A 25,812-nucleotide genomic window follows, 5' to 3' on the forward strand; every position below is an offset into this window, starting at 1 on the left:
CGTGCCCACTGCTCCCTGATAACCCCGCACGCCATAGAGCTATGCATGACGCAAAGCGGCGCAAACGAGGTAGCGCAAAGGATCCCCATGGATATCGGTCTTGGTCTTGTTCTTGTCATCGTTGTACTGGTCGTCGTCTTCTGGACATTTCTGCGCGACGACAGCAGTGCCGCCCCGTCCCTCACTCCACAGACGCCCACAACAGAAGAACTCCAGAAGATCGAACGGCTGGCGCTGCTCAACGCCTTCGACCCCGAACTGGCCTATCAACTGGCGCAGCGCCTGAGCCCGACAGCCAAGCCACTGATCCTCGTCCAAGTCATCGGCGCCTTGTTCAACGCCGGGCGGACCGACAGGGCGACGACCATCCTGAACGAGCTCAGCCCCCCTCACAGGGACGTTGCGCTGGGCGACATGCTCAGCACACTGTTCGCCCAAAAACAGCCGCAAGCTGCCCTGGACCTGCTCAAGCACAACGCCCAGCACGAGGCGCTGCCCTTGATCCTGGCAGTGCAGGTAGCCCAGGCCCGCGGCGATTCGACACAAACCCAACGCCTGATCATGGAACTCAGTGCCCTGTCGGAAGAATCGCGCAGCCAGACCTTGAGCGGCCCCCGACAACCGACTGCTGGCCAGCCTGCAATATGCTTCAGGGCTGGAAGCGGCTGCCGCCATCAGCCTGCAATATGCCTGGGCATGGGTGGTTCATTACCAGCCCTTGCCCGATGAACTGCGGGCGGTTCTGCTTGAGTACCTGGCTCAGGGCCGGATTCAGGAGATTCCCGGGCTCGGCTCGCAGCTGCAACCCGCCGGGCTGGCAACCGCCGGGGCGGTCCTGCTTGAAGCCGGATACCCCGAGCCAGCCTTCGCTTGGCTGACACAGGCTGGCGCTAGTGCCACGAACCAGGATTACGCCAGGCTGATGGATTCGCTCCTGCAGAAAAACCACAGCGACATCGCCCTGCGCCTGCTCGCCTGCGCGCCCTCCGAGATCAGCGACCACCTGCTGCTGAGCCTGCTGCTGTGGCATGCCGCGCAAGGTTCAAGCGCGCAAGCGCAGGCCCTGCTCGACAGCCAGCAGCAGGCCCCCGAGCAGCGCTTCAATCTGCTGCTCAATCTGTGGGCGAATATCGATGCCCAGGCCGCGTGGCGTACATCGCTCTTCGAGCAGGCCATGGCCGAGTTGGAAAAGCTGCGTGGCCAGGATGCCTGGTCCTGGTGCCGGATGAGCGCACTGGAAATCCAGTTGCAGGTCCAGGCCGGCTTGCCATCGCTGCAACGGGACAGCTGGCTGGTCAGCAACAGCCTGGAAGAACTGACCCGGCTCAGCGAGCAGATCGACACCTCGGACCGCCTGGATAAATACCGCGTCCAGGCCCGCCTGTTGCATGAACTGGGACACACGGCGCAAGCCGAACAACTGTTGGACAAGGCCCTGAAACTGCTGGAAGAACTGGACGACCCCGAGATCGGCGAAGACCTCCACAGCTACCATCGGGCGTTCATCGCGTGCAGCTACTTGAGCCTCGGCAACTCGGAAAAGGCCGAGGCGCTGTACGCGCTGTTGGGTAGCAATGCGTTCGCTAGAGAGCCTCTGGAGCGCGACCTGCTGAACAGCCACATCGAGCAGGCACGCCTCGAAGAGGCGGTCGAGATGCTCACCCTGGATAACATGTGCACCCAGAGCAACCCTCTGCCGCGGCTGCACGAGGCCCTCGACAGCCTGCACAGCGGCGCCCCCGAGCGCATCGTCGAACTGAAAAAACGCTTGCTGGACAAGCTCGATAGCGATCCGTTCTGGAAGGAACTGCCGCAGTTCAACTAAGCGGATAACCCACAGCGCCGCCCTCCTTGGCGGCGCACAGCCGATCAACGCGGCGCGTAGCGGCTCCAGAGCTCGTTGAACTCCTTGAGATAACTGGCCACCAGTTGCGGATGATCGATCACCAGCAGGTTCTCTTCATTGCCGGTGGTGGCGCTGCGGGTCCAGTTGAAGCTGCCGTTGAGCAGGGTACGGCCATCGAACACGGCGAACTTGTGGTGCATGTGGAACGGCGTGTCGTCGATCCGCACCGGCACCCCGGCCTCCCGTAGCGCCGCGATATCGCTGCCGACATCGAACTGCTTTTCACTGTCGCTGATCACCCGCACCACCACGCCGCGCTTATGGCAGGCACGGATCTCGTCGCTCAGCTGATCGTCGGAAATGGTGAACACGCAGATGTCCACCGAGATCCGGGCCTGGCGGCACAGGTCGCGGATCTTGCGCCGGCAGTCCTCGCCGGGGCTGAAGTGGGCACTGGCCATGTCCCGCACCGGGGCGCTGTGGGTATCCAGGGTCTTGATCACCTGCTCCAGCCATTTCAGCGCCGGCAGCACATTAGCGCTGTCGGCCAGGCTCAACTCGCGCACCAGATCGAAGGCCCGATTGCGCAGGTAGCGCACCTGGTCGGTGCCCAGCTCACTGCCCAGTTGGCGCAGTTCGTCGCGCTCTTCATTGCTCAGTTTCAGGTCCTGCAGGCTGTCGCGCAGTTGCTGGTCCAGGTGGGCAAAATCCATGTCGTGATCCTTGGGTAGGCGCCGGCAAGCCGGCCTCTACGGTTGGGGGTCCTTGAGGGTCGGAACCTCGCCGTTGCTGAGCATGCGGCTCAGTTCGTCGAGACGGTTGGCAATGTCGCTGATGCGGTGATGACCGTGCAGGTCGACGTCGATCTTCTTGTGCATCACCTTGATCAGCGGCAGGAAGCTGTTTTCCAGCTGCTCGACCAGGCCTTCCAGCACTTCACGCATGCCTGGCTGTTCCGGCGTTTGCAGCTCAACTTCGATATGCGGCGTTTGCTGCCCCAGTCGCTCCAGGCCGGCCAGCAGTTCACGCCAGGGCTTGGCCGCCTCGGCCTCGTCCACTGGCGGCCGGGCCAGGCCACGTACGCCCTCGACCAGATCGTTGAGCTGAGCCACCACCCGGGTGCCGACATCGCTGTCGCTGCCGCCCATGGAACGGTTGCGCACGAAGTCGCGCTTGATCTGGGTCCAGCGTTCGCTCTGTTCCGGGGTCTGGTTACCGCGCAGCTCGGCGAGCTTGAGCAGGTTTTCCTCAGCGCCGGTGGTCAGCAGCTGGGACTCGCCCTGGTAGTGGTCGGCCAGCAGTTGCAGGAGCTCGGCATCGTTCATCACCGCCGAGATTTTCTCGGCCATCTTGTTCATGTTGCGGTAGCTGCCCTGCAGCCTGAACGCTGGTTCGCTGCGGTACTGATCGGCCTGGGCCGCACTGGCGATGTACTGCTGGTTGACCCGCAGCACCACGTCGCGGATCTGCATCAGGCGTTGCAGGGTGGTGGTGATCTCGTTGATCTCGGCGCCGCTGTAGCTGTGGCTCAGCTCATTGCTGGAGAAGGCCTTGCCCTCGGCCTTGGCGACGAAGCGGTAGACGTCGGCCATGTCGCGGGTGGCCAATGGCGCCAGCACCGAGTTGGAGGTCAGGCCGTTCTCGATGTAACTCAGGGCGAAGGCGTCCTGCATGCCCCCCAGGGTGTCGCCGAGGTTATAGATGTCCGCCCGGTTGGCCAGCATGTCGGGGATCTTGAACACCTCGCCGGACTCGGTGTACGGGTTGCCCGACATCACCACGCAGAATTTCTTGCCGCGCATGTCGTAGGTCTTGGTGCGGTCTTTCCACACGCCCTCGATACGTCGAGTGCCGTCACACAGCGAGATGAACTTCTGCAGGAATTCCGGGTGGGTGTGCTGGATGTCGTCGACATAGAGCATCACGTTGTTGCCCATCTCCAGGGCCAGGTTGAGCTTCTCCAGCTCCTGGCGCGAAGTGGCGTCCGGCGCCTGGGCCGGGTCCAGGGAGCGCACCTGGTGGCCCAGGGCCGGGCCGTTGATCTTCATGAAGATCAGGCCCAGGCGGTGCGCCACGTATTCCATCAGGGTGGTCTTGCCGTAGCCCGGTGGCGAAATCAGCATCAGCAGGCCCATCAGGTCGGTGCGCTTGTTCTCGCCCACGGTGCCCATCTGCTTGGCCAGGTTGTCGCCGATAAAGCCCAGGTACACGTCGTTGATCAGCTTGTTGCGCACGAAGGAGCTCAACGGCCGCGGCTTGAATTCGCTGAGGCGCAGGGCCGAGCGCTCGCGGCTGATGATGCCCTGGCGCAGGGCCTGGTAGCGCTGCAGGCCGGGCAGGAACTGTTCGCGGTGAGCTCGCAGGCGGGCGAAGAAACCGTCCACGGTGAGGGACAGGCTGCGTTCCTGGATGCGCGGGTGTTCGCCCATCAGGTTGTCGACCTTGAACCGCAGGTCGACTTCGGTGATGCGCTTGGCAAAATCCTCGCCCAGCAGCGACAGGGCCACGGCCTCGGGCACGTAGTCGCTCCATTCGGCGAACTCGCCTTCGGCGCACAGCGCCGACAGCCAGTTGCCGGCCAGCGCCCATTGCGCGGCCGGGCGCTCTGCCAGCTGGGCCAGGGCCTGCTGGTAGTCGTCCCACATGCGTGCGCCTTGCAGGCGCAGGGTCAGGGCTTCCTGCAACTGCTTGGCGTACTTGCTGAAGGTGAACTCGATCCGGTCCGCCGCCAGTTCCTGCACCAGGTACTCAGCAGCCTCCGGCAACAGCTCCGCCGGCAGGCTGAAGGCCTGCTGCTGGCGCCAGTCCTGCAGCGCCAGGAGGATTTCTTCCTGCAACTGCAGCAAGCCTTCACGGCGGCCGAACAGTTGCTGGATATGCCGACTGGTGCGAGCCCGCTCAGCCCATTGCCGGGGCTGCGGCTGGTGCTGCTGGCGGGCCCAGAAGAGTGCGGCGAAGGCTCGCGCCGCCGCGCCGAAACGCAGCAGACCGGCGCTGTCGCGCAGGGGCAACAGGTGCAGGAGGATCGCGGCGGCGTCGTGGTCGTGGATGCCCTTCTCGTAGCCTTCCTTGTAGCGCGGCGCGGCGAAGTCGCGGATCACCCGCGCCAGTTCTTCGGGGTGCGCCAGCAAGGGTTTCAGGCTTTCCAGGCTCAGGCCTTCCGCGCCTCGGTCGGCAGCGTCCAGCACTTGCCCGGCGAGGTATTCGGCGCGGTACAGCTGGGCCGACTCCGACTCCAGGGCCACCTGCCAGAAGTCCCGCAGGGCCTCCAGCTCGGGGTCGCGCAACGGTTCGAGGAAATCGGTGCCGGTGAGGTGCAGGTGCAGCTCATCACCCCGGGGCATCAGGGTCAGGTCCAGTTCCTGGGTGTTGACGCTGAAGCGGTGGCGCGGGCCGAGCTTGATGACGTTGCCACCCTCTTCGAACAGCTCGGTCTTGTCGCGCAGGGCGCGCACGGCCTGGTCCCGGGCGCCCTTGAGGCGCGACTCGACATCGTCGGCCTTGACGCTGTCCTTGAGCTCGCGCAGACGCTCGGCCAACTCGCGCAATTTGAGGATCAGCGGGTCGGCGGCGAAGAACGCGTTGAGCTCTTCGGCCTGGGTGAACTTGGCGGTGCGCCGGCCGAGGCTGTCGAGAATCCGCCGCGCCGCGTCCAGCAGGCCCTGGGCCTTGCGCTGGCGCTCGTCGAGCAGCGATTGCTTGTGGGCCTCGAAGGTTTCCAGCAATTCCTCGCGCTTGCCGAGGATGTCGCCGAGGAACTGTTCGTGATCGCCAAAGCGACTCTCCAGTTCTTCAAGCTGCACCAGCAACCGCGACAGTTGTTCGTCGCAGCGCTCGGGGTCCTGGGCCTGGGCCAGGGCATTGGTGATGCCCTGGCTGAAGAGTTTGAACTGGGCGCCGAACTGCGCCACGGTCTCGGTCGAGCCCAGGCCCTTGCGCCGTTGTTCGGCGCGGGCCTTGGCCTGGTTCAGGCGGGCGTAGATCTGCGAGATGGATTCGATGATCCGGGTGCGCTGGGTGGCGTCGTCGATCTGCAACGAGGCCATCAGGCCGGACAGCATGTCCAGGTCGCCGGCCATGGCTTGCAGGGCCCCCAGGGGCTCGCTGAGCTGGGCCACGGTCTCGGCTTTCTGCGCCTGGGCGTCCAGGGTTTCGAGCTGGGTGACGAAGGGCAGCAGGGCCTGCTCGCTGGCGAGGAAGGTCGCGGTGCCGGCGGCGGTGCGCTCCTGGGCCTTGAGCAGCTCGGCTTCCATGGCGTCGATGCGCGCCACGTCGATGTAGCGGTAGTCGCGAATGGTCAGCAACAGGCCGCGCTGGGCGGTGATGCCGTTCAGTGCATCGACGAAGCTCTGCACCTGGTCCCAGCTGTCCACCAGCAGGCTGTCCAGCAGGGCTTTCTGCTTGGCCTCGGCGGCCACCATGGCCTGGTCCGACTGACGGCGGATGCTCTCGACTTTCTCGTATTCGTCCAGCACCAGTTCCGAGGTGGAGGCCACTTCCCGCAGCAGCGGGGCCAGGCCGTCGAGCTCGGCACTGCCCAGCCAGTGGTAGACGTCGAACAGGCGCCGGGTGTTCTGGCACAGCAGCGAATAACGCTGCACCGACACCGCCGGGGTGTCGATCTCGCGGCACAGGTCGTAGAGATCGGACACGCTGCGCACCAGTTCGGCGTTGCCGATGCGCCCAAGGAAACCGCTGCGGGTCGGTTGCCGCGCGGCAAACTCCTCGGTGAAGAACGGCGTCTGCCAGACCTGCATCGGATGGACTCGGGTCGGCTCATCGCCTTCGGCAGCGAAGATCACCATGCGCCCGTCTTCCAGGCGCGCGTAGCCGTGGCCGAACAGCGGGTTCTGCAACTGGCGGTTGATCATGTTGTAGGTCAGCAGCACCGAGCGGCCCTGCTCGGGGTGGTAGAAGATGTACTGCACATCTTCACCGTTGGGCGAGCGCACCGAGCGCTTGTAGCGCATGCCTTCCATGGACTGCTCGAAGGTCTTGTACTCGCCGCTCTGCAGGTAATAACCGCCGGGGAAGATGATCCCGTGGTCTTCCGGCAGTTGCACGCAGGCCAGGCCGATGGCGTCGATGCGTTCGACCTGGCGGGTCAGGCTGTTGAACACCAGGTAGCGCCACTGCTCTTCGCGGTACGGCAGGACCTTGAGCAGGATCAGGCTGCCCAGGCGGGCGAATTCGATCTGCGAGTCGTCCAGGGACTGGGTCTTGTCCAGCACCTCTTCGCGGTAGATGCCCAGGCCCGATTCGGTATTGTTTTCGACCTTGATGGTCAGGTCGCCGCCGATGGTTTCGACGAACACCGTGTCGAGGATGTTCAGGTGCGGAAAGCGCCCTTCCACCACCATCTCGCGGGTGGCTTTCTTCCATTCGAAATCGAAGGGCGCCGGCAGGGCGATATCGCGCTCGCCGCGGTTGTCGATGTAACGCACGTCCCGGCCGTCCACCGAGATCGACCAGCGGAACACCCGCACATCGGTGACGCGCTCGCCGATCTGGAAACTCGCCAGCAGCTTGCCGTCACGGATCGCCAGTTGCAGCAGGCGGGTGTTCTTGTAATAGGTGTAGAGCTCATTGAAATCATTGAGGAAGCCCTGGGCAGCCAGGAAGCTGCCTTCCAGGGGCACGGGCTCGGCTTCATAGCCTTCGCCCTCTTCCACCAGCCGGTAGAGGGAAAACACGTCGGCGACGCTGGTTTCCTTCTTCAGGCCGATAAACACGTTGTAGCCAAACAGCAGGCAGTCGCCGACCTGGACGATGTCCCGGGCGATGCAGTTGTTCTCGGTACGGATGCGCACCCGCCCGACCACTTCCATGCGGCTGTTGCCGAACTCGTCGAGACGCCTCTGGTTGAGGCTGTCGGTGGTGGCCCGCAGGCGCTGGCCCTGGTCCAGCAGGCGCTTTTGCAGCACCTCATAGGCGCCGCCTTCGGCGACGGCCTTGTCCAATACGTCCTGCGGGGGAGTTGCGACTTGAGCGTCCGACATCGTGGCCTTCCTGGATCTACGGCGGTGTGCAAAAAAAGCGGGCTCCTGAAACCTGGAGCCCAGTACCTGAAACGCCCGCAGCGGCACCCGCCCTGGAGCCGTCGATACAGACGACGGCTGCGGGGCCGGGGAGCGCGGGTGAATCAGGTGGGGTCAGGCATTTCAGGCTTCGGCAGAGGGCGCCTCAACCTTGCGCGTAACGGCAGCGGCAGCCAGCTCGGCCGCTACGGCCGGGGCGCTCTTGCCGTTGAGCAGGCGCGCCAGGACGTCCTGGACCACCGGGCTCTTGCCCACCACGCCCTCGATGGCCTTGCCCACCGACAGCGACTTGGCAAAGGAGTTGAAGAAGTCGCCTTCGCCACCGACGATCTCGATCTTGGCCTTGCTGAGGGCAGCAGACAGTACTTCGGCCTGGTCCTTGGCGATTTCCTTGTTGGCGGCGATGGCGGCCATCGCTTCCTCGAAGTTCTTCTCCAGTTGCATGCGGAATTCTTCGTGCTGGCGCGCGCTGTCGCTGAGGGAATCCAGAGCACTGAACTTCTTGCCCAGACCTTCGGCCTCGGCGTTCAGGCGCTGCAGCAGCACCTCGGCTTCGGCCGAACCCAGGTCCTTGGTGGCCTTGGCCTTGGCCGCGCCCAGTTGCTCTTCGCCACGGGCCTGAGCCCCGAGTTTTTCTTCCATGACCTTGGCTTCCGCCAGGCCGTCTTTCTCTTTGGCAGCCGCCTGGGCTTCCATGATGCGTGCGTCGGCCAGGCCTTTTTCCTGTTCGCCACGGGCTTCGGCAATCAACTGCTCGGTGCGTACGCGGGCTTGAGCCAGGCCTTCTTTTTCCTGGGCCGCAGCAGTGATTTCCAGCACTCGGGCATCCGCCAGGCCAGGCGCGGCGCGCTCGGCTTCCAGGCCTTCGGCCAGGCGTTTCTTGGCTTCGGCCTGTTTGGCCGCGGCTTCCAGTTCGGCCTGGGCCAGGTTGTTGATTTCCACCGCCTTGTGTTTGGAGCGGGTCTCGTCGGCCTCGGCCTGTTTGACCTGGCGCACCAGGTCCTGCTCGGCTTCGGCCTGGGCCTGGATCACCACCACTTGCTTGGCGCGTTCGGCTTCGGAAATCTCGCGCACTTCCTTGATCCGTTCTTCTTCCTGGGCCACGGTTTTCTCTACCGCTACCCGCTCACGAATCACCGTGGCGATGTTCTTGCGCTGCTCTTCCAGGGCCTTTTCTTTCTCGATGCGCTGCAGCTCGACTTCACGCTCGCGAGCCACCACTTCCAGGTCCTTGGCACGGGTGACTTTTTCCACCTCGATGACCACGGCACGCTGGCGGTTCTGCTGGGCCACTTCGACTTCGCGCTGATGGTTCTCGGTGCGCACGTCGATTTCCTGCTGGGACTGAATGCGTGCTTGTTCGGCCTTCAGGCGCTCTTCTTCCTTGACCTTGGCGGTTTCGGCTTCTTCGCGGGCACGGATGGTTTCAATCTCGCGCTTCTGCCGCGCTTCAGCGTCGGCCTGCTGGCGTTCCAGGGACAGCGAGGCTTCGCGGGTCTCAACGTTTTTCTTCTGGATCGCCAGCGCCTGGTTGCATTCCAGTTCGTTGGTGATGACGTTCTGTGTCGCGGTCAGCTCGGTGATCTTGCGGATACCCTCGGCGTCGAGAATGTTGCTCGGATCCAGGGAGTGCTTGGCCGTCTGTTCCAGGTAGTCGATGGCCACGTCTTCCAGCACGTAACCGTTGAGGTCGTTGCCGATGATCTCGATGATCCGGTCGCGGAAATCCTGGCGATTTTCGAACAGTTGGACGAAGTCGAACTGCTTGCCCACGGTTTTCAGCGCTTCGGAGAACTTGGCGTTGAACAGCTCGTTGACTGCCGCGCGATCAGAGGCGCGGTCGACACCAATGGCCTTGGCCACCTTGAGCACGTCTTCCTGGGTTTCATTGACCCGCAGGTAGAAGGCCACGGTGATGTCGGCGCGCATGTTGTCGCGGCAGATCAGCCCGTCCTTGGCCCGACGATCAACTTCCAGGGTGATCAGCGAAATGCGCATGAACTCCTTGAGGTGGATGACCGGGTACACCAGGGCGCCGGTGAAGTGCACCTTGGGGGTCGAGGACATGTCGTTGACAATCAGCGCCGTGCCTTGGGGGACCTTGATGTAAAAGGCCTTGAACAAGGCCAACAGGCCGAAGACCACCAGGACGACGAGGCCAATCCCGAGCAGGATGGGCAGCAGCGACGGTAAATTCATGCAATCAATCTCCTTTGATTCTGAGGAAGTCCGGGCTCAGAGGCCGCGAAACTCGTCCTCGGTAATGACCCTATAGGCGTGTTGCGCCTGCAGATACTCCAGTAACACGACGCGATCGCCGCGTTTGAAAGCTTGTGTTTCATCGGCACGCACACGCAGGATCAGGCCCGCGCCGCCGTTCTCGAGCACAGCTTCGCCGTGCTCCAGGGTGACCCGGCCGCTGCGTACCACAGCGGTCTGCCCCAGCACCGATTGGCTGCTGGTAGCTTCCATCTTGTGAAACAGCGGACGTAGCGGGCTACAGATTGCGGCGCTGATGGGCGCGGCCAGAAACAGCGCGACCATCGCCAGCAACAGACCCAGGGGATAGCGCAGCCAGCCCAGCGGCAGGTGACTGAGAATGTAGAGTTCGGCGAAATAGGTCAGGAACCAGCTGAAGAACGTCAGCAGGGTCAGCACCAGGGTGACCGGCACCCCGTTGAGCTTGAACTTGATCAGCAGCCCGGCCAGGCCTTCGGTGGCGTGAGCGCTGTCGAGCAGCGAGTCGGCCTCGAAGTCCAGCAGGTCGACATCAAGCATGCCCATGGCAACCACGGCCCAGTAGATCACTGCCAGACAGAGCATGAAGCTGAACAGCACTGTGGGGAACGACAACACTGTCTGCAGGAAGATTTCCATTGCTTTCCTATCCCTGAAAAAGCCAGGCAAGGCCCGACGGCCCTGCCCCTACAACACAACGGTGAATCAGGACTTGTTGCGGTCCTTGAGGCGCGCCAGCACGCTGTCGGCGCTGGTGCTGCCAGCGACGATCCCGGCTTCACGCAACTTGGCGTCCAGGGCATCGTCCGGGTTGCTGGTGTTGGCCAGCTCGGCAGCGGCGTCCATCTTTGCCGCGCGCTCAGCCTGCTTCTGCTTGATCCGCTCCAGGGACTCCACGGCAGTGTGCAGCTTGCTCTGCGAGCCGCCGTAGCGCTGGGCCACAGCCTGCTGGGCCTTCTGCACGCTCTCGGTGGCCTTGACGGTATCCACCTGCTGTTTCAAATGTTTGATATTGCCTTCGGCCTGGGTCACGGCCTTGCGCAACTGCGCCACGCTGGCGGCAAAACCGTCGGCCTGCTCGCGTTCCACGGCCAGGTCGTTTTCCAGATTGGCGATCTTCTGCGCCACTTCCTGGGCCAGGGTTTCATTACCCGCTTCCAGGGCCTTGAGGGCGTAGCTTTCATACTCGGCGACCTTGGCCGCGCTGCGGTCGGCGCGCTCGGCGGCGAGTTTCTGCCGCGCCATGATCTCGGCCAGGGCTTCCTTGGACTTGCGCAGTTCCTGATCGGCGTCACGGATCTCCTGATCGAGAATCCTCAGCGCCTGGCTGTCCACCAGGGCCTCGCCCGCCTCATTGGCACCACCGCGCAGCGCGGTGAGCAGCTTGCTCCATACGTTCATGTGCATTCCTCCAGGTCAGGCCTGAGCCTTCAGGTAGCCTTCGTAGGCCTCGGTTGCCCTGATCACGTTACTGGCCAGGGTTTCGATCTCGTAGAGCACGTTGGAGAGAATCGAAGTGGCACTCAGGGCGCCGAACATCATGTAGTGGCGCTCGCCGTCGAAGCGGGCTTCCAGGCCGATGCTCGACAGCGGGAACAACTGGCGGCTCAGCAGCACTTCCTCGTTGAACGCAGCCACGTCGGTCACTTCGCTTTGCGGCCAGAGCAGCGCCTCCACCAGGATCTGCTCGCCGGACAAGGCGACGAACAGCGGCAAGTCGCCGTATTCGCGCATGGTCACGTGCAAGCTCGGCTCGGCCCCTTCAAGCAGTTCAACGCTGGCTTCGCCGCTGTTGAACAACTCGGTGGCCACCAGGGCCTGGCACAGCGATCGGGCATTCCAGATCTGCGGCATGCTCACTTCTCCATCCTTTTCCACAGGAGCCAGCCCTTCTAAGGGCTGACGCAGTTTGCGTTCAACCGCCAGCAACGCCTGGGCGTTCTCCGGCAGTATCCAGACTTCCTTTTTCACCAAGCCCTGATCACGCAGGCGCTGGCGGAATAAACGTTGGTAATGAGCTGAGGATTTGTTTTCCATGACGCAGAGACTAAAACATCACATGTAAGGTTTTCAATTCATCACATGTAAAATTTACAGGTGATGTTTGTAACAAAAAATATCAGACGGGTCGCAGGGCAAACCGCGAAACCGGCAACGGCCGCATAGACCCTTTTTCATCTTTCGCAACTGCTACTTTTTCAAGCGGCGTCATTAAACCCGCCAACAAAGCGAATGAGAAGCACAATTGTCCCAGGCCCAACCCGCAAATAATCAATAATGGCAGGTAGCCGGCGCTGCCTTAATGGCGACCAATGGTCTAGGCTAAGCGGATTTTCCTGCCCAGCGGATGCCTCATGAATAGCCTCAGCAAGCCCCTCGCCGGATTGAAAGTGATTGAACTCGGCACCCTGATCGCCGGCCCCTTCGCCTCGCGTATCTGCGCCGAGTTCGGTGCCGAAGTGATCAAGGTCGAGTCTCCGGATGGCGGCGACCCATTGCGCAAGTGGCGCAAGCTGTATGAGGGCACCTCGCTGTGGTGGTTCGTCCAGGCACGCAACAAGAAGTCCCTGACCCTGAACCTCAAGCATCCGGAAGGCTTGGCGGTGCTCAAGCAGTTGCTGGGCGAAGCGGACATCCTGATCGAGAATTTCCGTCCCGGCGTGCTGGAGAAGCTCGGCCTGGGCTGGGACGTGCTGCACGCCCTCAACCCGAAACTGGTGATGGTGCGCCTGTCGGGCTTCGGCCAGACCGGGCCAATGAAGGACCAACCGGGCTTCGGCGCGGTAGGTGAATCCATGGGCGGCCTGCGTTACATCACCGGTTTCGAGGATCGGCCGCCGGTGCGTACCGGGATCTCCATCGGCGACTCCATCGCCGCACTGTGGGGGGTGATCGGCGCGCTGATGGCCCTGCGGCACCGCGAGGTCAACGGCGGCCAGGGGCAAGTGGTGGACGTGGCGTTGTACGAGGCGATCTTCGCCATGATGGAAAGCATGGTTCCGGAGTTCGATGTGTTCGGCTTCATCCGTGAGCGCAGCGGCAACATCATGCCCGGCATCACGCCTTCGTCGATCCACACCAGTGCCGACGGCAAGCACGTGCAGATCGGCGCCAACGGTGATGCCATCTTCAAGCGCTTCATGTTGATCATCGGCCGCGAGGACCTGGCCAATGACCCGGGCCTGGCCAGCAACGACGGGCGCGATAGCCGCCGCGACGAACTCTACGGGGTGATTGATCGCTGGGTGGCCTCGCTGCCCCTGGACCGGGTGCTGGAGCAACTGAACCAGGCCGAAGTCCCGGCCAGCCGGATCTTCAGCGCCGAGGACATGTTCCACGACCCGCAATTCCTTGCCCGGGAAATGTTCCTCCAGGCCAAGCTGCCCGACGGCAAGGCCTTCAAGATGCCCGGCATCGTGCCGAAACTCTCTGAGACTCCCGGCTCCGCGGAGTGGGTCGGTCCGGAACTCGGCGAGCACTCAACAGAAATCCTTGCGAGCCTGGGCTACAACAGCGAGCAGATCCAACACCTGCGCAATACTGGGGCAATCTAAGCTGAAACACCGGTCTCACACAGACGCCCTGCAACGGGCAATCCAGCGCGCGAAGCAGTGCCTCGTCCGGCTCGCAATGCCGCTTGCGGCGCTATTGCTGTGGCTGCCCAGCGCCCCCAGCCACGCCGGAGAAATCATCACCTGGCTGCTGCGCGACTTTCCGCCCTTGAGCATCTTCGAGGGGGAGCAAAAGGGCCACGGCGTCATCGATCTGCTGATGCCGCAACTGATCGCCAACCTGCCGGAATACCAACACGAGCTGGTTCGGGTCAATCGCGCCCGTGGCATGCAGATGCTGCGCGAGCCGAGCTTCACCTGCGATCCTTCGCTGATCTGGAGCAAGGAGCGCGCGCAATGGGTGGCCTTCTCGATCACCAGCTTTCGCGTGCTGAGCAATGGCCTGGCGATTCGTCGCGCCGACCGCGAGCAACTGACGCAGTTTATCCATGACGGCAAGGTCGACCTGCACGGCCTGCTGGACAGCGGCAAGGAGTTGCTCGGGGTGGTGGCCGAGCGCAGCTATGGGCAACAACTCGACAACCTGCTGCAGCAAGTCCCGCCCAGTGCCATTCATGCCCACTATGGCAACGACGCCCTGGGCAGCCTGCTGCAGATGCAACGCCTGGGGCGCCTGCAATTGCTCCTGGGCTACCGGGCGGAAATCCGCTATCAGGCCGTACAGCAAGGCATCGACCCCCAGGACCTGGAGTTCTACCCGATCGAAGGCATCAGCAAGTACCAGGAAGTCCATGTCGGCTGCTCCGATACTCCCCAGGGCCGGCTAGCCATCACCCGCATCAACCAGACCCTGCTCAAACTGCGCGAGGAACGTCTGGTGGAGTTGTATGCAGCCTGGCTGGAACCCGGGATGCGCGACGAATACCGCGCCGACGCCCGAAGCTATTTCCAGGATCTAAAGGACCACTGACAAACGCCGGGCAAAAAGAAACCCCGAGAAGTGGGGAGACGACTCGGGGTTAAACGTGGTCTTTGACGACCCGTACCAGCAGGCTACAAGCACCGGAGCACAATGCCTGATCCTGCTGATACTGAGTCTGACTGACAGGATGGCTGGAAGGTTCCATAAAAAATTTGTCAGTTGCGCCGATCGAAAACCTTGCCTTCGGCGACATGGCGCAGCGCGGCAATCACGCAGGGCTCCAACCGCCCTTCGGCGATCAGCACGTCACGGTGCAAGCCATCGACAACATCAGTGAGTAAACGCTTGTCGGTGAGCTGGGCCTGATTGACTTCACGTTCCACAACGATGGCACCTGAAGCATTCTTCAAGCTCAGCAGGCATTCACCGTGGGCGCCGCCAGGCGTTAGGGTGACCAGGTAGGGACTCAGTGCCTCGCTCAATAAAAGACTGATACTTTCCATCTAGATCACCACTCAATAGCTCGAATAAAAGGTTCGAAAACAAAAATGCCGGTAGCTTTCTGACATTCAAGTGACCATCGCCCAGAGAAGAAAGTTCGCCACACCTACTGCTGCCGACCTGAGTCATTCGAGCATGCACGGGTAACATGACAGATATAAAACGGCCGACCAGGCGCAAACCACGCCGCCGTTGCATTGGAGCCCAAGCTTTGAAAGCAATGTCGAACAACAAATTGCGCATCATCCTTGCCGACGACCACCCGATCTTCCTGATCGGTTTGCGTGCGGTGCTGGAACAGGACAACAGCCTGGCTATCGTCGGCGAAGCCCGTTCGCCTTCCGCCCTGACCCAACTGATGCAGGAGGTCGAATGCGATGTGCTGGTCACGGATTTCATGATGCCCGAGGAGCAGCAGAACGACGGGCTGCGACTGATCGAGCAATTGCGCCGGCATCATCCCGACCTGCCCATCGTGGTGGTGACCATGCTCAACCACGCCGGACTGTTTCGCTCGATCCTCGACCTGGGCGTGACGGGGTTGCTGAGCAAGGCCAGCCTGGCCGATGAACTGCCGTCAGCCATTGCCCATGCGCGACAGCACAAACCCTATGTGGCCCAGGCCATCAAGCGGGCATTGAGCCTCGCCGGCGAAGTGGGGCCAGACCGGCTGGTCTCCAAGGATCAGTTGTCGCCCCGGGAACTGGAAGTGATCCGCCTGCTGGCCGCCGGCCACGCGGTGGGAACCATCGCCGCCCAGCTCAACCGTAGCAAACAGACCGTCAGCGCGCAGAAAGTCAGCGCCATGCGCAAACTCGGCCTTTCCAGCGAGGCCGCGCTGTACATCTATGTTCAGGAACACGGGCTGTCCTAAGCACACAAACCGGCCGCCTGCTGGCCAAGGCCGTTGCACCCCAGCCCGTGGGTCTCGGCCAGCCATTGGCGCGTCTCGGCGGCGCTCAGCGGCGGGGCAATAAAACAACCCTGCAGGTGAGCCGCTCCCAAGCCCTTGGCAGCCATACAGTCGGACTCGGTCTCGATCCCCGTCACCACCACCCCCAGGGACATGCGTCGCGCCATGCTCATCGCACCGCCGACCAGCGCCCGCTTGCGCTCATCGTCGGCCATGCCTGCGACAAACACCGGAGGAATCTTCAGCTCGGTGAAAGGCAGCTCCAGCAAGCGTTGCAGGCTGGTTCCACCGGTACCGAAATCGCCGATGGACAACTTGCAGCCGATCATCCGCAAGCGCAGCAGCGCCTCGACATGGGCGGTATCGGTCTGCAGCTGCGTGGTGTCGATCACTTCCAGGGTCAACATCCGCGCCGGCACTTCGAAGCGCCTCAGCAACGCCTCCAACTGACGCGGGAACAATGGCCGCTCAAGGATGCCGATGGGAATGTTTACGGCAATCGGCAGCCAGTGGCCCAGCACCAGCTTGACTCCGGCCACCAGCTCAAGCGCCTGCTCCAGCATGTGCCAGGTGAAGACCTCCTGCAGGCCGGCGAACTCGATCAGGGGCAAAAACTCGCCAGGCATCAGCAAGCCCCGCTCGGGGTGCTGCCAGCGCGCCAGCGCCTCGACGCCTTGCAGCCCGCCGTGCTGGTGGATGACCGGCTGAAAGTGCGCGACACCACACGCCAATACCGCCGCCAGCCCCTCATCCTGGGTCACCGCCTCAAGGACAAAGGGCTCAAGGCCGAGCAAGTCCCGGAGCAAGGTCTGGTTCAGCTCGGGGCCGCCTGCCCGGGAGTGCTGCTGATAGGCACAGAGCAGGTCGCCGATCACCGCGGCCGAAGCCGGCTTGGGCAGGCACGCGAGCACTTTCAACCCCAGCTCGCGAGCCATGCCGGCCGTGCCCTCAAGTACATCCGGCTCGGCGTCGCTGAGAATGATCAGAGCCTTGGCCTGCTGCTCAAGGGCCAGTTCGCGGATCAGCTCCAGCCCATCGGTCTGCTCCAGGTACAGATCGCAGATAGCGATATCCACCGGCCCCTTGCTGTCCAGCGAACGCCGTGCGGACTCCGGGTTCTCGGCGGTCAGCACGTTGAACACGCCATTGGCGTTGAGCATCTGGTGCAAGGCCATCAATTGGAACGAGTTGTCTTCGAGAATCAGCACTTTAAGCGAATGCATGGGGGCAACCTCCGATACGGCGTAGGTGGGAACAGTCCACTACAGGCCGATACGATAATCAGACGAATCCCAATCACCCATAGGACAAGTCTTATTCGTCCAGAGCTGTCTGGATGTCGCTGCGCAACATCCCAATGACCTCGAGCAACTGCGGCCATTGCCTGCCCAGCGCCTGCCCCTGCCGCTCCTTGACCAGCACCTCCAGCTCGATACAGGCCTTGGCCAGGGGCAAGGCGTCGATCAGGCAACACACCCCCTTGAGCCGATGCAAAGTGCCTCCCAGGCGCCCCCAATCCTGCACGACCAAGGCCTCTTCCAGCGCCTGCTGCTCTTCGCCAAGGTTGCGCAACAACTCCTGCAACATGCGCTGCAGCACGTGCTCGTCGGCCTGGGTCATGCCGCGCAAGGTCTGGATGTTGAATGATGGCGACGGCAGGAATCGGGCGAGCGACTGGGCCAACTGATCCAGGGTCACCGGCTTGACCAGCAACTGATCCATCCCCGCACGCTCGCAACGCTCTCGCTCGTCTTCGAAGGCATTGGCCGTGCAGCCGATCACCGGACAGGGCGCACGCCCTTCCTGCGCCTCGATCTCGCGGATGGCCTCGGTCAGGGCGTAGCCACTCATGCCCGGCATATTGCAATCGGTCATCAGCACATCAAAGGTCCCGGAGCGCCATTGCTGCAGCGCCTCACGGGCGTTGCCGCAGGCCACGACCCGATGCCCGAGAAACATCAATTGCTGGCTCAGGACCATGCGATTGGCGCTCAAGTCATCCACCACCAGCACGTCGATACTGCGGCTCGGCGGGCGCTCGGCAGGCGGCGAGGCTGGCGGATCGAGATCCTCGCTGACCCGCTCCAGATACAGCTCGATCACTACAACGGTTCCGGCCCCCGGCTCACTCAGCAGTTGAATGCGCCCGCCCATCAACTCGGTCAACTGCCGGCAGATGCTCAGACCCAATCCGGTACCACCGTAGGTCGAAGAGGTCATGGCATCCGCCTGGACAAAGGGCGTGAATATCTTCGCTTGCTGCTCGGCACTGATCCCCGGGCCGGTGTCCGCGACGCTGATCCGCAGACACGGGATGCCAGACTCATCGAGCTGGCGCTCAACCGTCACCCGCACCTCACCTTCAGCGGTGAACTTCAAGGCGTTGCTCAACAGGTTGTGCAGGACCTGGCGCAGGCGCAAGGGATCAAAGAGATAACGCCCCCGGGCCTCCTCATTGAACACCAGTTGCAAATGCACTCCCTGGTTGCGTGCGGTCACCTCAAAGAGCTGCCGAACACTCTCGAAAAACGGCTTGAGGGCGGTGACCTGCGGCACCAACTGCATATGACCAGCCTCGATCTTGGCCAGATCAAGGCTGTCCCCCATCAGACTGATCAACTCCTGGGCAGACTGATAGGCCACCCGCAGGGCCTCGGAGAAGGGCGCACCCCGCATCCCGGCCTGCTCCTTCTCCAGTTCCAGCAAGCCAATGATCGCGGTCATCGGCGTGCGGATCTCATGACTCATGGTGGAGAGAAAAGCGCTTTTCGCGGCATTGGCCTGATCGGCAGACTGACGCGCCTCCACCAACTGGTTCTCCAGACGCTTGCGCTCGGTGATATCGATCCAGCCACCCAGCAAGCCCTGCAGGCGGCCCTCGGCGCTGTAGAACGGAACCGTCCATTGATAGGCATGGATCGACCCGTTGCGCGTCTCCACCTGGCGGTCGGCGAACACCGATTCCTCGGACGCCAGCAACTGCATGATCTCGCCATGCAGCTGGCGAGCGGTGGCCGCAGGCAACAGATCCAGCTCTGGCAGTTGTCGCCCCTGAATCAACGCCAGGCTCGTCCCCAACTGCTGTTCATAACTCTTGTTGCAGGTGATCAGGCGCCCCTCCAGATCACGGACAAAGATCGGGTTGGGAATGCCGTCAAGCAGGGCCCGCATGAACACCAACTGATCATTGAGCCGCTGCTCGGCCTGCAATCGCTGCTGAATCTGCAGCTTGAGCCGACTGCTCCAGGCCAGGGAAATCAGACCGAACAGCAATGCGGTGGAAATGGCCCAGTACACCCAGGTCGGCACCCGCTGCCAGACCGGCATCGGCACCGGGGTGGCCCCCAGCCATTTGAGACGGATGGCGCTGAGCTCCGCCACCGGCAGCGCCTCCAACGACTTGTTGAGAATACTCAGCAGCTCGGGCTGATCCTTGCGCACGGAAAACTCGTCGGCGGACCAAGTGCCTTCAACGCTGCGCCCCACCCGGAGCCCATCGTCAGCCGGCCCCAACCCAAGCGCCTGGACCTGGACCTCGTTCTGAATGGTGGCCAGGGCTTCACCACTGCTGACCAGGGCCCGAGCTTCCTCATAGCTGGCAACGCTGCGCAGTCGGATGTCGGGATAGTTGCGCCGGATGTAACTCTCAAGGGTATGCCGCGCCGGCAACGCCAGTACCTCACCGGCCATCTGCTCCAGGCTGCTCAGGCGGCGATCCTCGGGGCGCACGACAAAGACCCAGGCAGCACCACCAAAGGCATGGGAGAAATTCAGGAACAACCGCCGGTCTTCACTGGCCGTGAGGGTCGAGTTCATCTGCGCCTGCCCACTCTCCAGCCACTCCAGGGTCTGTGCTGTGGAAAGGCTCTCCTTGTGCACAAAATGCAGGCCGGTCATGCGCGCGATACGGTTGAGCAGATCGATGTTCAGTCCAGCCCAGCGCCCCTCCTTGTCCTTGAACACGTTGGGCGGGTACTGCTGGGACGCCACCATCACATGGGGATGCTGGAGAATCCAGGCCTGCTCCTCGGCGCTCAGTTCGATGCGCTCACCGGAGATGTTCGCCCCCAGGCCGGTGGTCCAGCGGGCCTGTATTTCCCGCTGCAGGGATTCGTCGATGCTCTGCAGTGCCTGCTCCAGCATGCCTGCCAGCAACGCGTTGTCGTCACGGGTGGCAAAGGCGAAGCCGGTCGACGGCAAGCGGCTTTCATCCTGGATATGCACAGCCAGATAAGGGCGCAGGGCCTTGTAGGCACGCACGATGATCTCATTGCCGATAAAGGCGTCGGCGTCGCCCTGGTTCAATGCCTCAAGGCCGCTGTAGAGGTTGGGCGAGAGCATGATCTGACTGTTCGGATACGCCGCATGAACCTGTTCGGCGTTGGCATACCCGTCCAGTAACACCAGCTTCTTTCCGGCCAGATCATCACTGGGGCTCGACCCGTCACGGCGCACCACCACCACGGCCCTGTCGGGCATGTAGTCACTGGTGAAGCGCAGCCCAGAGAGGCCCCGCTCATAGCCATTGGCGCTGGTCAGAACATCGATGGTGCCGTTGCGCAGCGCTTCGACCGCCTGCTCACGCTCGGAAAAACCCAGGACTTCCATGGCCACGCCCAATCGCTCGCCCACCAGGCTGAGGTAATCGGCGCTGATGCCCTGATAGCGATTGCGGTCCCGGGTGATGTCAATGGGCTGGTAGTCATCAATGGCAATCCCCACCCTCAGGCGTGGATGCGTCGCCAGCCATTGGCGCTCGGCGGGCGCCAGGGTCAGAGGGTCCAGCTCGACGAACGCCGGCACCAGTTTGAAGGGCAGATTCTTCGCCGTACCGGCCAGCGCCATACCCCAGAGCAGGGCCCAGGCCAGCAGGCCCAGCAATAGCAGGCCCAAGGCGCGCCGCACCCTGTAAGTTTGACGAAGCATCATCCGGGCCTCCCTGCCCCTGGCGGGCCAAGCTTGTGCATGAAAAAACAAAGCCCGTCAGGAGACGGGCTTCGTGGGACGACAAGACCAAGGGATCAGAGGGGCTTGCCACGATTGCCGTGCTGGCTGACAAAAGCCTGCACCGCTTTCAGGTCATTGGCCAGTACTGTGCAGCGCTCTTCACGCTGGAACAGGTCGGACAAATGCGCTGGCAGCTCCAGGGACTTGCCGATACCGGCCTTCTCCACAGCTTCCGGGAACTTGACCGGGTGCGCGGTGCCCAGAATCACCATCGGCGTATCCAGGCTGCGACGGCACTCGCGAGCCGCCTTGACCCCGATCGCGGTGTGCGGGTCCAGGATCTCGCCGGTCTGCTCGAACACCTCGGCAATGGTTTCGCAGGTCTGCTCGTCGTTCACCGCCAGGGAATCGAACAGCTTGCGCGCTTCGGTCCAGCGATCTTCGTCGACACTGAAGCCGCCGCCCTGCTTGAAGCTGTCCATCAGGCCGGCCAGGGCCGCGCCGTTGCGACCGTGCAGGTCGAACAACAGGCGCTCGAAGTTCGACGAGACCATGATGTCCATGGACGGCGACAGGGTCGCGTGCAGGGTTTCCTTGACGTACTGATTGCCGCTCATGAAGCGGTGCAGGATGTCGTTGCGGTTGGTGGCGACGATCAGCTGGCTGATCGGCAGGCCCATGTTGCGCGCCAGGTAGCCGGCGAAGATGTCGCCGAAGTTGCCGGTGGGCACCGAGAACGCGATGGAACGCGCCGGGCCGCCCAGTTGCAGGGCCGCGTGGAAGTAGTAGACGATCTGGGCCATGATCCGCGCCCAGTTGATCGAGTTCACCGCCACCAGGCGAGTGCCCTTGAGGAAGCCTTGATCAGCGAAGCTGGCCTTGACCATTTCCTGGCAGTCGTCGAAGTTGCCTTCGATGGCGATGTTGTGGATGTTCTCGCCGAAGATGGTGGTCATCTGCCGGCGCTGCACTTCCGAGACGCGGTTGTGCGGGTGCAGGATGAAGATGTCGACGTTGTCACAACGCTTGCAGCCTTCGATCGCCGCCGAACCGGTGTCACCGGAGGTGGCGCCGATGATCACCACGCGCTCGCCACGCTTCTCCAGCACGTAGTCCAGCAGACGACCCAGCAGTTGCAGGGCGAAATCCTTGAACGCCAGGGTCGGGCCGTGGAACAGCTCGAGCACCCACTCATTGCCATTCAGCTGACGCAGCGGCGCGATGGAACTGTGGGAGAAGGCGCCGTAGGTTTCTTCCAGGATCTTCTTGAAGTCGGCGTCCGGAATGCTGCCGGTGACGAACGGGCGCATGACCCGGAACGCCAGCTCGTGATACGGCAGGCCGGCCCAGGAAGCGATTTCCTCCTGGGTGAAACGCGGCAGGTTCTCTGGCACATAGAGACCGCCATCGCTGGCCAGACCTGCCAGCAACACATCTTCGAAATTCAGGGCCGGTGCCTGGCCACGAGTACTGATATAGCGCATGGGGACAAACCTTCGGTTTGAGCCTCAAGCTGCAAGCTGCAAGCTGCAAGTCAACGCCGGATCTGCCGTGACTTGCCACCTGAGGCTTGCAGCTTGTAGCTGCTTCGATTAATTCAAATGTTCGACGCGGATACGGACCACTGGACCGACAACACCCTGCAGGGCTTCCAGGGCGGTGATCGCATCGTTGATGTGCTGCTCCAGAACACGGTGGGTCAGCAGGATCATCGGTACCAGGCCGTCCTGCTCTTCCACTTCCTTCTGCATGATCGATTCGATATTGATCCCGCGCTCCGAGAGGATGCTCGCGACCTGGGCCAGTACGCCCGGGTGATCCTTGGCCTGGATGCGCAGGTAGTAGGCGCTTTCGCAGGACTCGATCGGCAGGATCGGGTGGTCCGACAGCGAGTCCGGCTGGAAGGCCAGGTGCGGCACGCGGTTTTCCGGGTCGCTGGTCATGGCGCGAACCACGTCCACCAGGTCGGCCACTACCGAGGAGGCGGTCGGTTCCATGCCGGCGCCAGCGCCGTAGAACAGGGTCGAACCCGCAGCATCGCCGTTGACCATCACCGCGTTCATCACGCCATTGACGTTGGCGATCAGGCGATCGGCAGGGATCAAGGTCGGGTGCACCCGCAACTCGATACCGGCTTCGGTGCGGCGTGCCACACCCAGGTGCTTGATGCGATAGCCCAGGGCTTCGGCGTAGTTCACGTCAGCGGTGGTCAGCTTGGTGATGCCTTCGGTGTAGGCCTTGTCGAACTGCAGCGGGATACCAAAGGCGATGGACGCCAGGATGGTCAGCTTGTGCGCAGCATCGATGCCTTCCACGTCGAACGTCGGGTCGGCTTCGGCGTAACCCAGGGCCTGGGCTTCGGCCAGTACGTCTTCGAAGGTACGGCCTTTCTCGCGCATTTCCGAAAGGATGAAGTTGCCGGTGCCGTTGATGATCCCCGCCAGCCAGTTGATACGGTTGGCCGAAAGACCTTCACGGATCGCCTTGATCACCGGGATGCCACCGGCCACTGCGGCCTCGAAGGCCACGATCACGCCCTTCTCCTGGGCCTTGGCAAAGATTTCGTTGCCGTGGACGGCAATCAGCGCCTTGTTCGCGGTGACCACATGCTTGCCATTCTCGATGGCCTTGAGCACCAGTTCGCGAGCCAAGGTATAGCCGCCTACCAGCTCGATGACGATATCGATTTCAGGGTTGGTGGCCACGGCGAAGACATCGTTGGTAATCGCAATACCGGTCGTCTGGAACTGGGGCTTTGGCGTACGGGTAGCAATCTGCGCTACTTCGATTCCACGCCCGGCACGCCGAGCAATCTCCTCGGCGTTGCGCTGAAGTACGTTTAAGGTACCGCCACCGACAGTACCCAGCCCACAGATGCCTACTTTGACCGGATTCACTCTGAACTCCCCATAAAACGGCCGACTCAAGGTCGGCCGTGGAAAACAGCCGCAAACAGCGCGGCTCTCTATTAATGGCCCGTCGGTCGCAACCGCCGGGCCATGATCGTCAAAGGCTAGCGTGACGATGCAGGATTATTTCGCACCCAGCGCCAGTTTGGCGATCTGTGGTGCTGGCTGGTAGCCCGGAATCACTTGGCCGTCGGCCAGGACGATGGCCGGCGTACCGTTGACGCCGATCGACTGCCCCAGGGCGAACTGCTTGGAAACCGGGTTGGCGCACTTGGCCGCCTTGATTTCCTTGCCGTCGACCATCTTGTCCATGGCGGCTTTCTTGTCCGCCGAGCACCAGACTGCTTGCAGCTGTTCGTCACCCGGCGAGCCCAGGCCCTGGCGCGGGAACGCAACGTAGCGCACTTCAACGCCCAGCTTGTTCAGCTCGGGCACTTCAGCGTGCAGCTTGTGGCAGTACGGGCAAGTGGTGTCGGTGAACACGGTGATGTGGGTCTTGGTCTCGCCGATGGCCGGATAGACCACAGTTTCCGCGACCGGGATGCCGTTGATCAACTTGGAAATGCCCAGACGCTCGGTTTTTTCCGTCAGGTTGACCGGCTTACCGTCCTTGAGCTGGAACAGATAGCCCTGGACCACGAACTGGCCGTCGGCGCTGGCATACAGCACTCGACTGCCCTTGAGCTTGACCTCATACAGGCCGGCCAGGGGACTGGCGGTGATGCTCTCCACCGGCGTATCGAGCTGCAGAGTCTCGAGGCTTTTGCGAATGGCTTTATCGGCACTGTCATCGGCCATGGCGAAGGTGCTGAGCAGCGCCAGGGAGGCGGCGGCAAAAATCTGGGTCAAACGCATGGGAACTCCTGAAGGCGGGCAAATGGGCAACCTGGAGCGATCGCCATGGCAATCGCTCGCAAACAGCCGTTTTGCAAACCGGCAAAGCCTATCACATCTGTTTGCCGGCACCGACTACGGGCGACGCAAAGCGCCTTCCGAAAGCCAAATCAGCCCCGCGGGTGATGCTTGGCGTGCAAATCCTGCAGACGGGCACGGGCCACGTGGGTATAGATCTGAGTGGTGGACAGGTCACTGTGCCCCAACAACATCTGCACCACCCGCAGATCGGCGCCGTGATTGAGCAGATGCGTGGCAAAGGCATGGCGCAGAGTATGGGGCGACAGCGACTTGCCAATGCCGGCCACCTTGGCCTGGTGCTTGATCCGATGCCAGAAGGTTTGCCGGGTCATCTGCTCGCCACGCAGACTGGGAAACAGCACATCGCTGGGCCGCCCTCCCAGCAACTCGCCCCGGGCGTCACGCATGTAACGCTCGACCCAGACAATCGCTTCCTCGCCCATGGGCACCAGGCGCTCCTTGCTGCCCTTGCCCATCACGCGCAACACGCCCTGACGCAGGTTTACCTGCTCCAGGGTCAGGCTGATCAACTCGGTGACCCGCAAGCCACAGGCATATAGCACTTCGAGCATGGCGCGATCACGCTGGCCGATGGCTTCGCCGAGGTCCGGCGCCGCCAGCAGCGCCTCGACATCCGCCTCCGACAGTGACTTGGGCAGTGGACGCCCCAACTGCGGCATATCGATCTGCAGGGTCGGGTCGACCTCGATCAGCTTTTCTCGCAGCAAGTAACGATAGAACCCACGCAACCCTGAGAGAAATCGCGCCGTCGAGCGGGGCTTGTAAGCCTGCTCAACACGCCAGGCCAGGTGATCAAGGATCAACTCGCGCCCGGCCCGCGGCAACTCCAGCCCCTGCTCCTGCAACCAACCATTGAACAATGCCAGGTCACTGCGATAGGCATCACGGGTGTTGTCGGACAGGCCTTTCTCCAGCCACAGGGCATCGAGAAATCGGTCGATCAAGGGGTGGTCGATGGCGGGCATAAACACTCGAAAGGCGCGATCCAGGGGCCACGCGCAAAAAAATAGTGAACTGTGCAGAGGGTCGCTAGTCTTTCATAGCCAGCCA

18 protein-coding genes are annotated in these 25,812 nt (G+C 62.5%); 5 read left to right on the forward strand and 13 right to left on the reverse strand.

Going from position 1 to position 25,812, the window contains the following annotated elements; all coding sequences use genetic code 11:
• The first annotated feature begins 87 nt into the window (after window positions 1–87).
• The gene (locus GV819_RS21300; RefSeq protein ID WP_161758021.1) at window positions 88–729 is read left to right on the forward strand and encodes a hypothetical protein; all 642 of its coding nucleotides are present in this window, start codon (window positions 88–90) and stop codon (window positions 727–729) included.
• Complete coding sequence (locus GV819_RS21305; protein WP_161758022.1) at window positions 719–1,825, forward strand: hypothetical protein; 1,107 nt, start codon at window positions 719–721, stop codon at window positions 1,823–1,825. The genes GV819_RS21300 and GV819_RS21305 overlap by 11 nt, the downstream gene beginning before the upstream one ends.
• 44 nt (window positions 1,826–1,869) lie before the next feature.
• Here the strand turns inward: GV819_RS21305 and GV819_RS21310 are convergent, their stop codons facing one another.
• From GV819_RS21310 to bacA, 6 genes are all read right to left on the reverse strand, one after another.
• Window positions 1,870–2,559 carry a phospholipase D-like domain-containing protein gene (locus GV819_RS21310; RefSeq protein WP_161758023.1) on the reverse strand — a complete coding sequence of 230 codons (690 nt, stop codon included), beginning with the start codon at window positions 2,557–2,559 and terminating at the stop codon, window positions 1,870–1,872.
• 36 nt (window positions 2,560–2,595) lie between these two features.
• Window positions 2,596–7,845, reverse strand: a complete 5,250-nt coding sequence (locus GV819_RS21315; protein ID WP_161758024.1) for a DNA repair ATPase — start codon at window positions 7,843–7,845, stop codon at window positions 2,596–2,598.
• Between the two features lie 162 nt (window positions 7,846–8,007).
• On the reverse strand, window positions 8,008–10,083 hold the full coding sequence (locus GV819_RS21320) for a flotillin family protein (RefSeq protein ID WP_161758025.1): 2,076 nt from the start codon (window positions 10,081–10,083) through the stop codon (window positions 8,008–8,010).
• 36 nt (window positions 10,084–10,119) lie between these two features.
• Complete coding sequence (locus tag GV819_RS21325; protein WP_161758026.1) at window positions 10,120–10,761, reverse strand: OB-fold-containig protein; 642 nt, start codon at window positions 10,759–10,761, stop codon at window positions 10,120–10,122.
• A 66-nt stretch (window positions 10,762–10,827) separates the two neighbouring features.
• Window positions 10,828–11,523 carry a PspA/IM30 family protein gene (locus GV819_RS21330; RefSeq protein ID WP_161758027.1) on the reverse strand — a complete coding sequence of 232 codons (696 nt, stop codon included), beginning with the start codon at window positions 11,521–11,523 and terminating at the stop codon, window positions 10,828–10,830.
• Between the two features lie 15 nt (window positions 11,524–11,538).
• A complete protein-coding gene (bacA, locus tag GV819_RS21335) occupies window positions 11,539–12,159 on the reverse strand; it encodes a biofilm formation regulator BacA (RefSeq protein WP_161758028.1) in 621 nt (206 codons plus the stop codon).
• Between the two features lie 317 nt (window positions 12,160–12,476).
• On the opposite strand from bacA, the gene GV819_RS21340 reads away from it, so the two are divergent.
• The gene (locus GV819_RS21340; protein WP_161758029.1) at window positions 12,477–13,676 is read left to right on the forward strand and encodes a CaiB/BaiF CoA transferase family protein; all 1,200 of its coding nucleotides are present in this window, start codon (window positions 12,477–12,479) and stop codon (window positions 13,674–13,676) included.
• 76 nt (window positions 13,677–13,752) lie between these two features.
• Window positions 13,753–14,604, forward strand: coding sequence for a TIGR02285 family protein (locus GV819_RS21345; protein ID WP_161758030.1), 852 nt, complete (start codon window positions 13,753–13,755; stop codon window positions 14,602–14,604).
• A gap of 167 nt (window positions 14,605–14,771) precedes the next feature.
• Here GV819_RS21345 and GV819_RS21350 read toward each other — a convergent pair whose 3' ends face one another.
• Window positions 14,772–15,059, reverse strand: a complete 288-nt coding sequence (locus GV819_RS21350; RefSeq protein ID WP_161758031.1) for a DUF3509 domain-containing protein — start codon at window positions 15,057–15,059, stop codon at window positions 14,772–14,774.
• Window positions 15,060–15,277: 218 nt separating this feature from the next.
• On the opposite strand from GV819_RS21350, the gene GV819_RS21355 reads away from it, so the two are divergent.
• Window positions 15,278–15,931, forward strand: coding sequence for a response regulator transcription factor (locus GV819_RS21355; protein WP_178124944.1), 654 nt, complete (start codon window positions 15,278–15,280; stop codon window positions 15,929–15,931).
• Here GV819_RS21355 and GV819_RS21360 read toward each other — a convergent pair.
• From GV819_RS21360 to xerD, 6 genes are all read right to left on the reverse strand, one after another.
• The gene (locus GV819_RS21360; protein WP_161758033.1) at window positions 15,928–17,193 is read right to left on the reverse strand and encodes an EAL domain-containing response regulator; all 1,266 of its coding nucleotides are present in this window, start codon (window positions 17,191–17,193) and stop codon (window positions 15,928–15,930) included. The genes GV819_RS21355 and GV819_RS21360 overlap by 4 nt on opposite strands.
• A gap of 91 nt (window positions 17,194–17,284) precedes the next feature.
• Window positions 17,285–20,899, reverse strand: a complete 3,615-nt coding sequence (locus GV819_RS21365; RefSeq protein ID WP_161758034.1) for an ATP-binding protein — start codon at window positions 20,897–20,899, stop codon at window positions 17,285–17,287.
• A 92-nt stretch (window positions 20,900–20,991) separates the two neighbouring features.
• Window positions 20,992–22,401 carry a threonine synthase gene (gene thrC / locus GV819_RS21370; RefSeq protein WP_161758035.1) on the reverse strand — a complete coding sequence of 470 codons (1,410 nt, stop codon included), beginning with the start codon at window positions 22,399–22,401 and terminating at the stop codon, window positions 20,992–20,994.
• Between the two features lie 108 nt (window positions 22,402–22,509).
• Window positions 22,510–23,814, reverse strand: a complete 1,305-nt coding sequence (locus GV819_RS21375) for a homoserine dehydrogenase (protein WP_161758036.1) — start codon at window positions 23,812–23,814, stop codon at window positions 22,510–22,512.
• Between the two features lie 135 nt (window positions 23,815–23,949).
• Window positions 23,950–24,681 carry a thioredoxin fold domain-containing protein gene (locus GV819_RS21380; RefSeq protein ID WP_161758037.1) on the reverse strand — a complete coding sequence of 244 codons (732 nt, stop codon included), beginning with the start codon at window positions 24,679–24,681 and terminating at the stop codon, window positions 23,950–23,952.
• Window positions 24,682–24,830: 149 nt separating this feature from the next.
• Window positions 24,831–25,727 carry a site-specific tyrosine recombinase XerD gene (gene xerD, locus GV819_RS21385; protein WP_161758038.1) on the reverse strand — a complete coding sequence of 299 codons (897 nt, stop codon included), beginning with the start codon at window positions 25,725–25,727 and terminating at the stop codon, window positions 24,831–24,833.
• Window positions 25,728–25,812: the final 85 nt, after the last annotated feature.

Source organism: Pseudomonas sp. Fl5BN2, assembly GCF_009908205.1.
GTDB lineage: Bacteria > Pseudomonadota > Gammaproteobacteria > Pseudomonadales > Pseudomonadaceae > Aquipseudomonas.

Bases quoted from the DNA above. Each gene is read 5' to 3' on its own strand.
- GV819_RS21300 (WP_161758021.1), top strand. From the start codon at position 88: ATGGATATCGGTCTTGGTCTTGTTCTTGTCATCGTTGTACTGGTCGTC.
- GV819_RS21310 (WP_161758023.1), bottom strand. From the start codon at position 2,559: ATGGATTTTGCCCACCTGGACCAGCAACTGCGCGACAGCCTGCAGGAC.
- GV819_RS21315 (WP_161758024.1), bottom strand. From the start codon at position 7,845: ATGTCGGACGCTCAAGTCGCAACTCCCCCGCAGGACGTATTGGACAAG.
- GV819_RS21320 (WP_161758025.1), bottom strand. From the start codon at position 10,083: ATGAATTTACCGTCGCTGCTGCCCATCCTGCTCGGGATTGGCCTCGTC.
- GV819_RS21325 (WP_161758026.1), bottom strand. From the start codon at position 10,761: ATGGAAATCTTCCTGCAGACAGTGTTGTCGTTCCCCACAGTGCTGTTC.
- GV819_RS21330 (WP_161758027.1), bottom strand. From the start codon at position 11,523: ATGAACGTATGGAGCAAGCTGCTCACCGCGCTGCGCGGTGGTGCCAAT.
- bacA (WP_161758028.1), bottom strand. From the start codon at position 12,159: ATGGAAAACAAATCCTCAGCTCATTACCAACGTTTATTCCGCCAGCGC.
- GV819_RS21340 (WP_161758029.1), top strand. From the start codon at position 12,477: ATGAATAGCCTCAGCAAGCCCCTCGCCGGATTGAAAGTGATTGAACTC.
- GV819_RS21345 (WP_161758030.1), top strand. From the start codon at position 13,753: ATGCCGCTTGCGGCGCTATTGCTGTGGCTGCCCAGCGCCCCCAGCCAC.
- GV819_RS21350 (WP_161758031.1), bottom strand. From the start codon at position 15,059: ATGGAAAGTATCAGTCTTTTATTGAGCGAGGCACTGAGTCCCTACCTG.
- GV819_RS21355 (WP_178124944.1), top strand. From the start codon at position 15,278: ATGTCGAACAACAAATTGCGCATCATCCTTGCCGACGACCACCCGATC.
- GV819_RS21360 (WP_161758033.1), bottom strand. From the start codon at position 17,193: ATGCATTCGCTTAAAGTGCTGATTCTCGAAGACAACTCGTTCCAATTG.
- GV819_RS21365 (WP_161758034.1), bottom strand. From the start codon at position 20,899: ATGATGCTTCGTCAAACTTACAGGGTGCGGCGCGCCTTGGGCCTGCTA.
- thrC (WP_161758035.1), bottom strand. From the start codon at position 22,401: ATGCGCTATATCAGTACTCGTGGCCAGGCACCGGCCCTGAATTTCGAA.
- GV819_RS21380 (WP_161758037.1), bottom strand. From the start codon at position 24,681: ATGCGTTTGACCCAGATTTTTGCCGCCGCCTCCCTGGCGCTGCTCAGC.
- xerD (WP_161758038.1), bottom strand. From the start codon at position 25,727: ATGCCCGCCATCGACCACCCCTTGATCGACCGATTTCTCGATGCCCTG.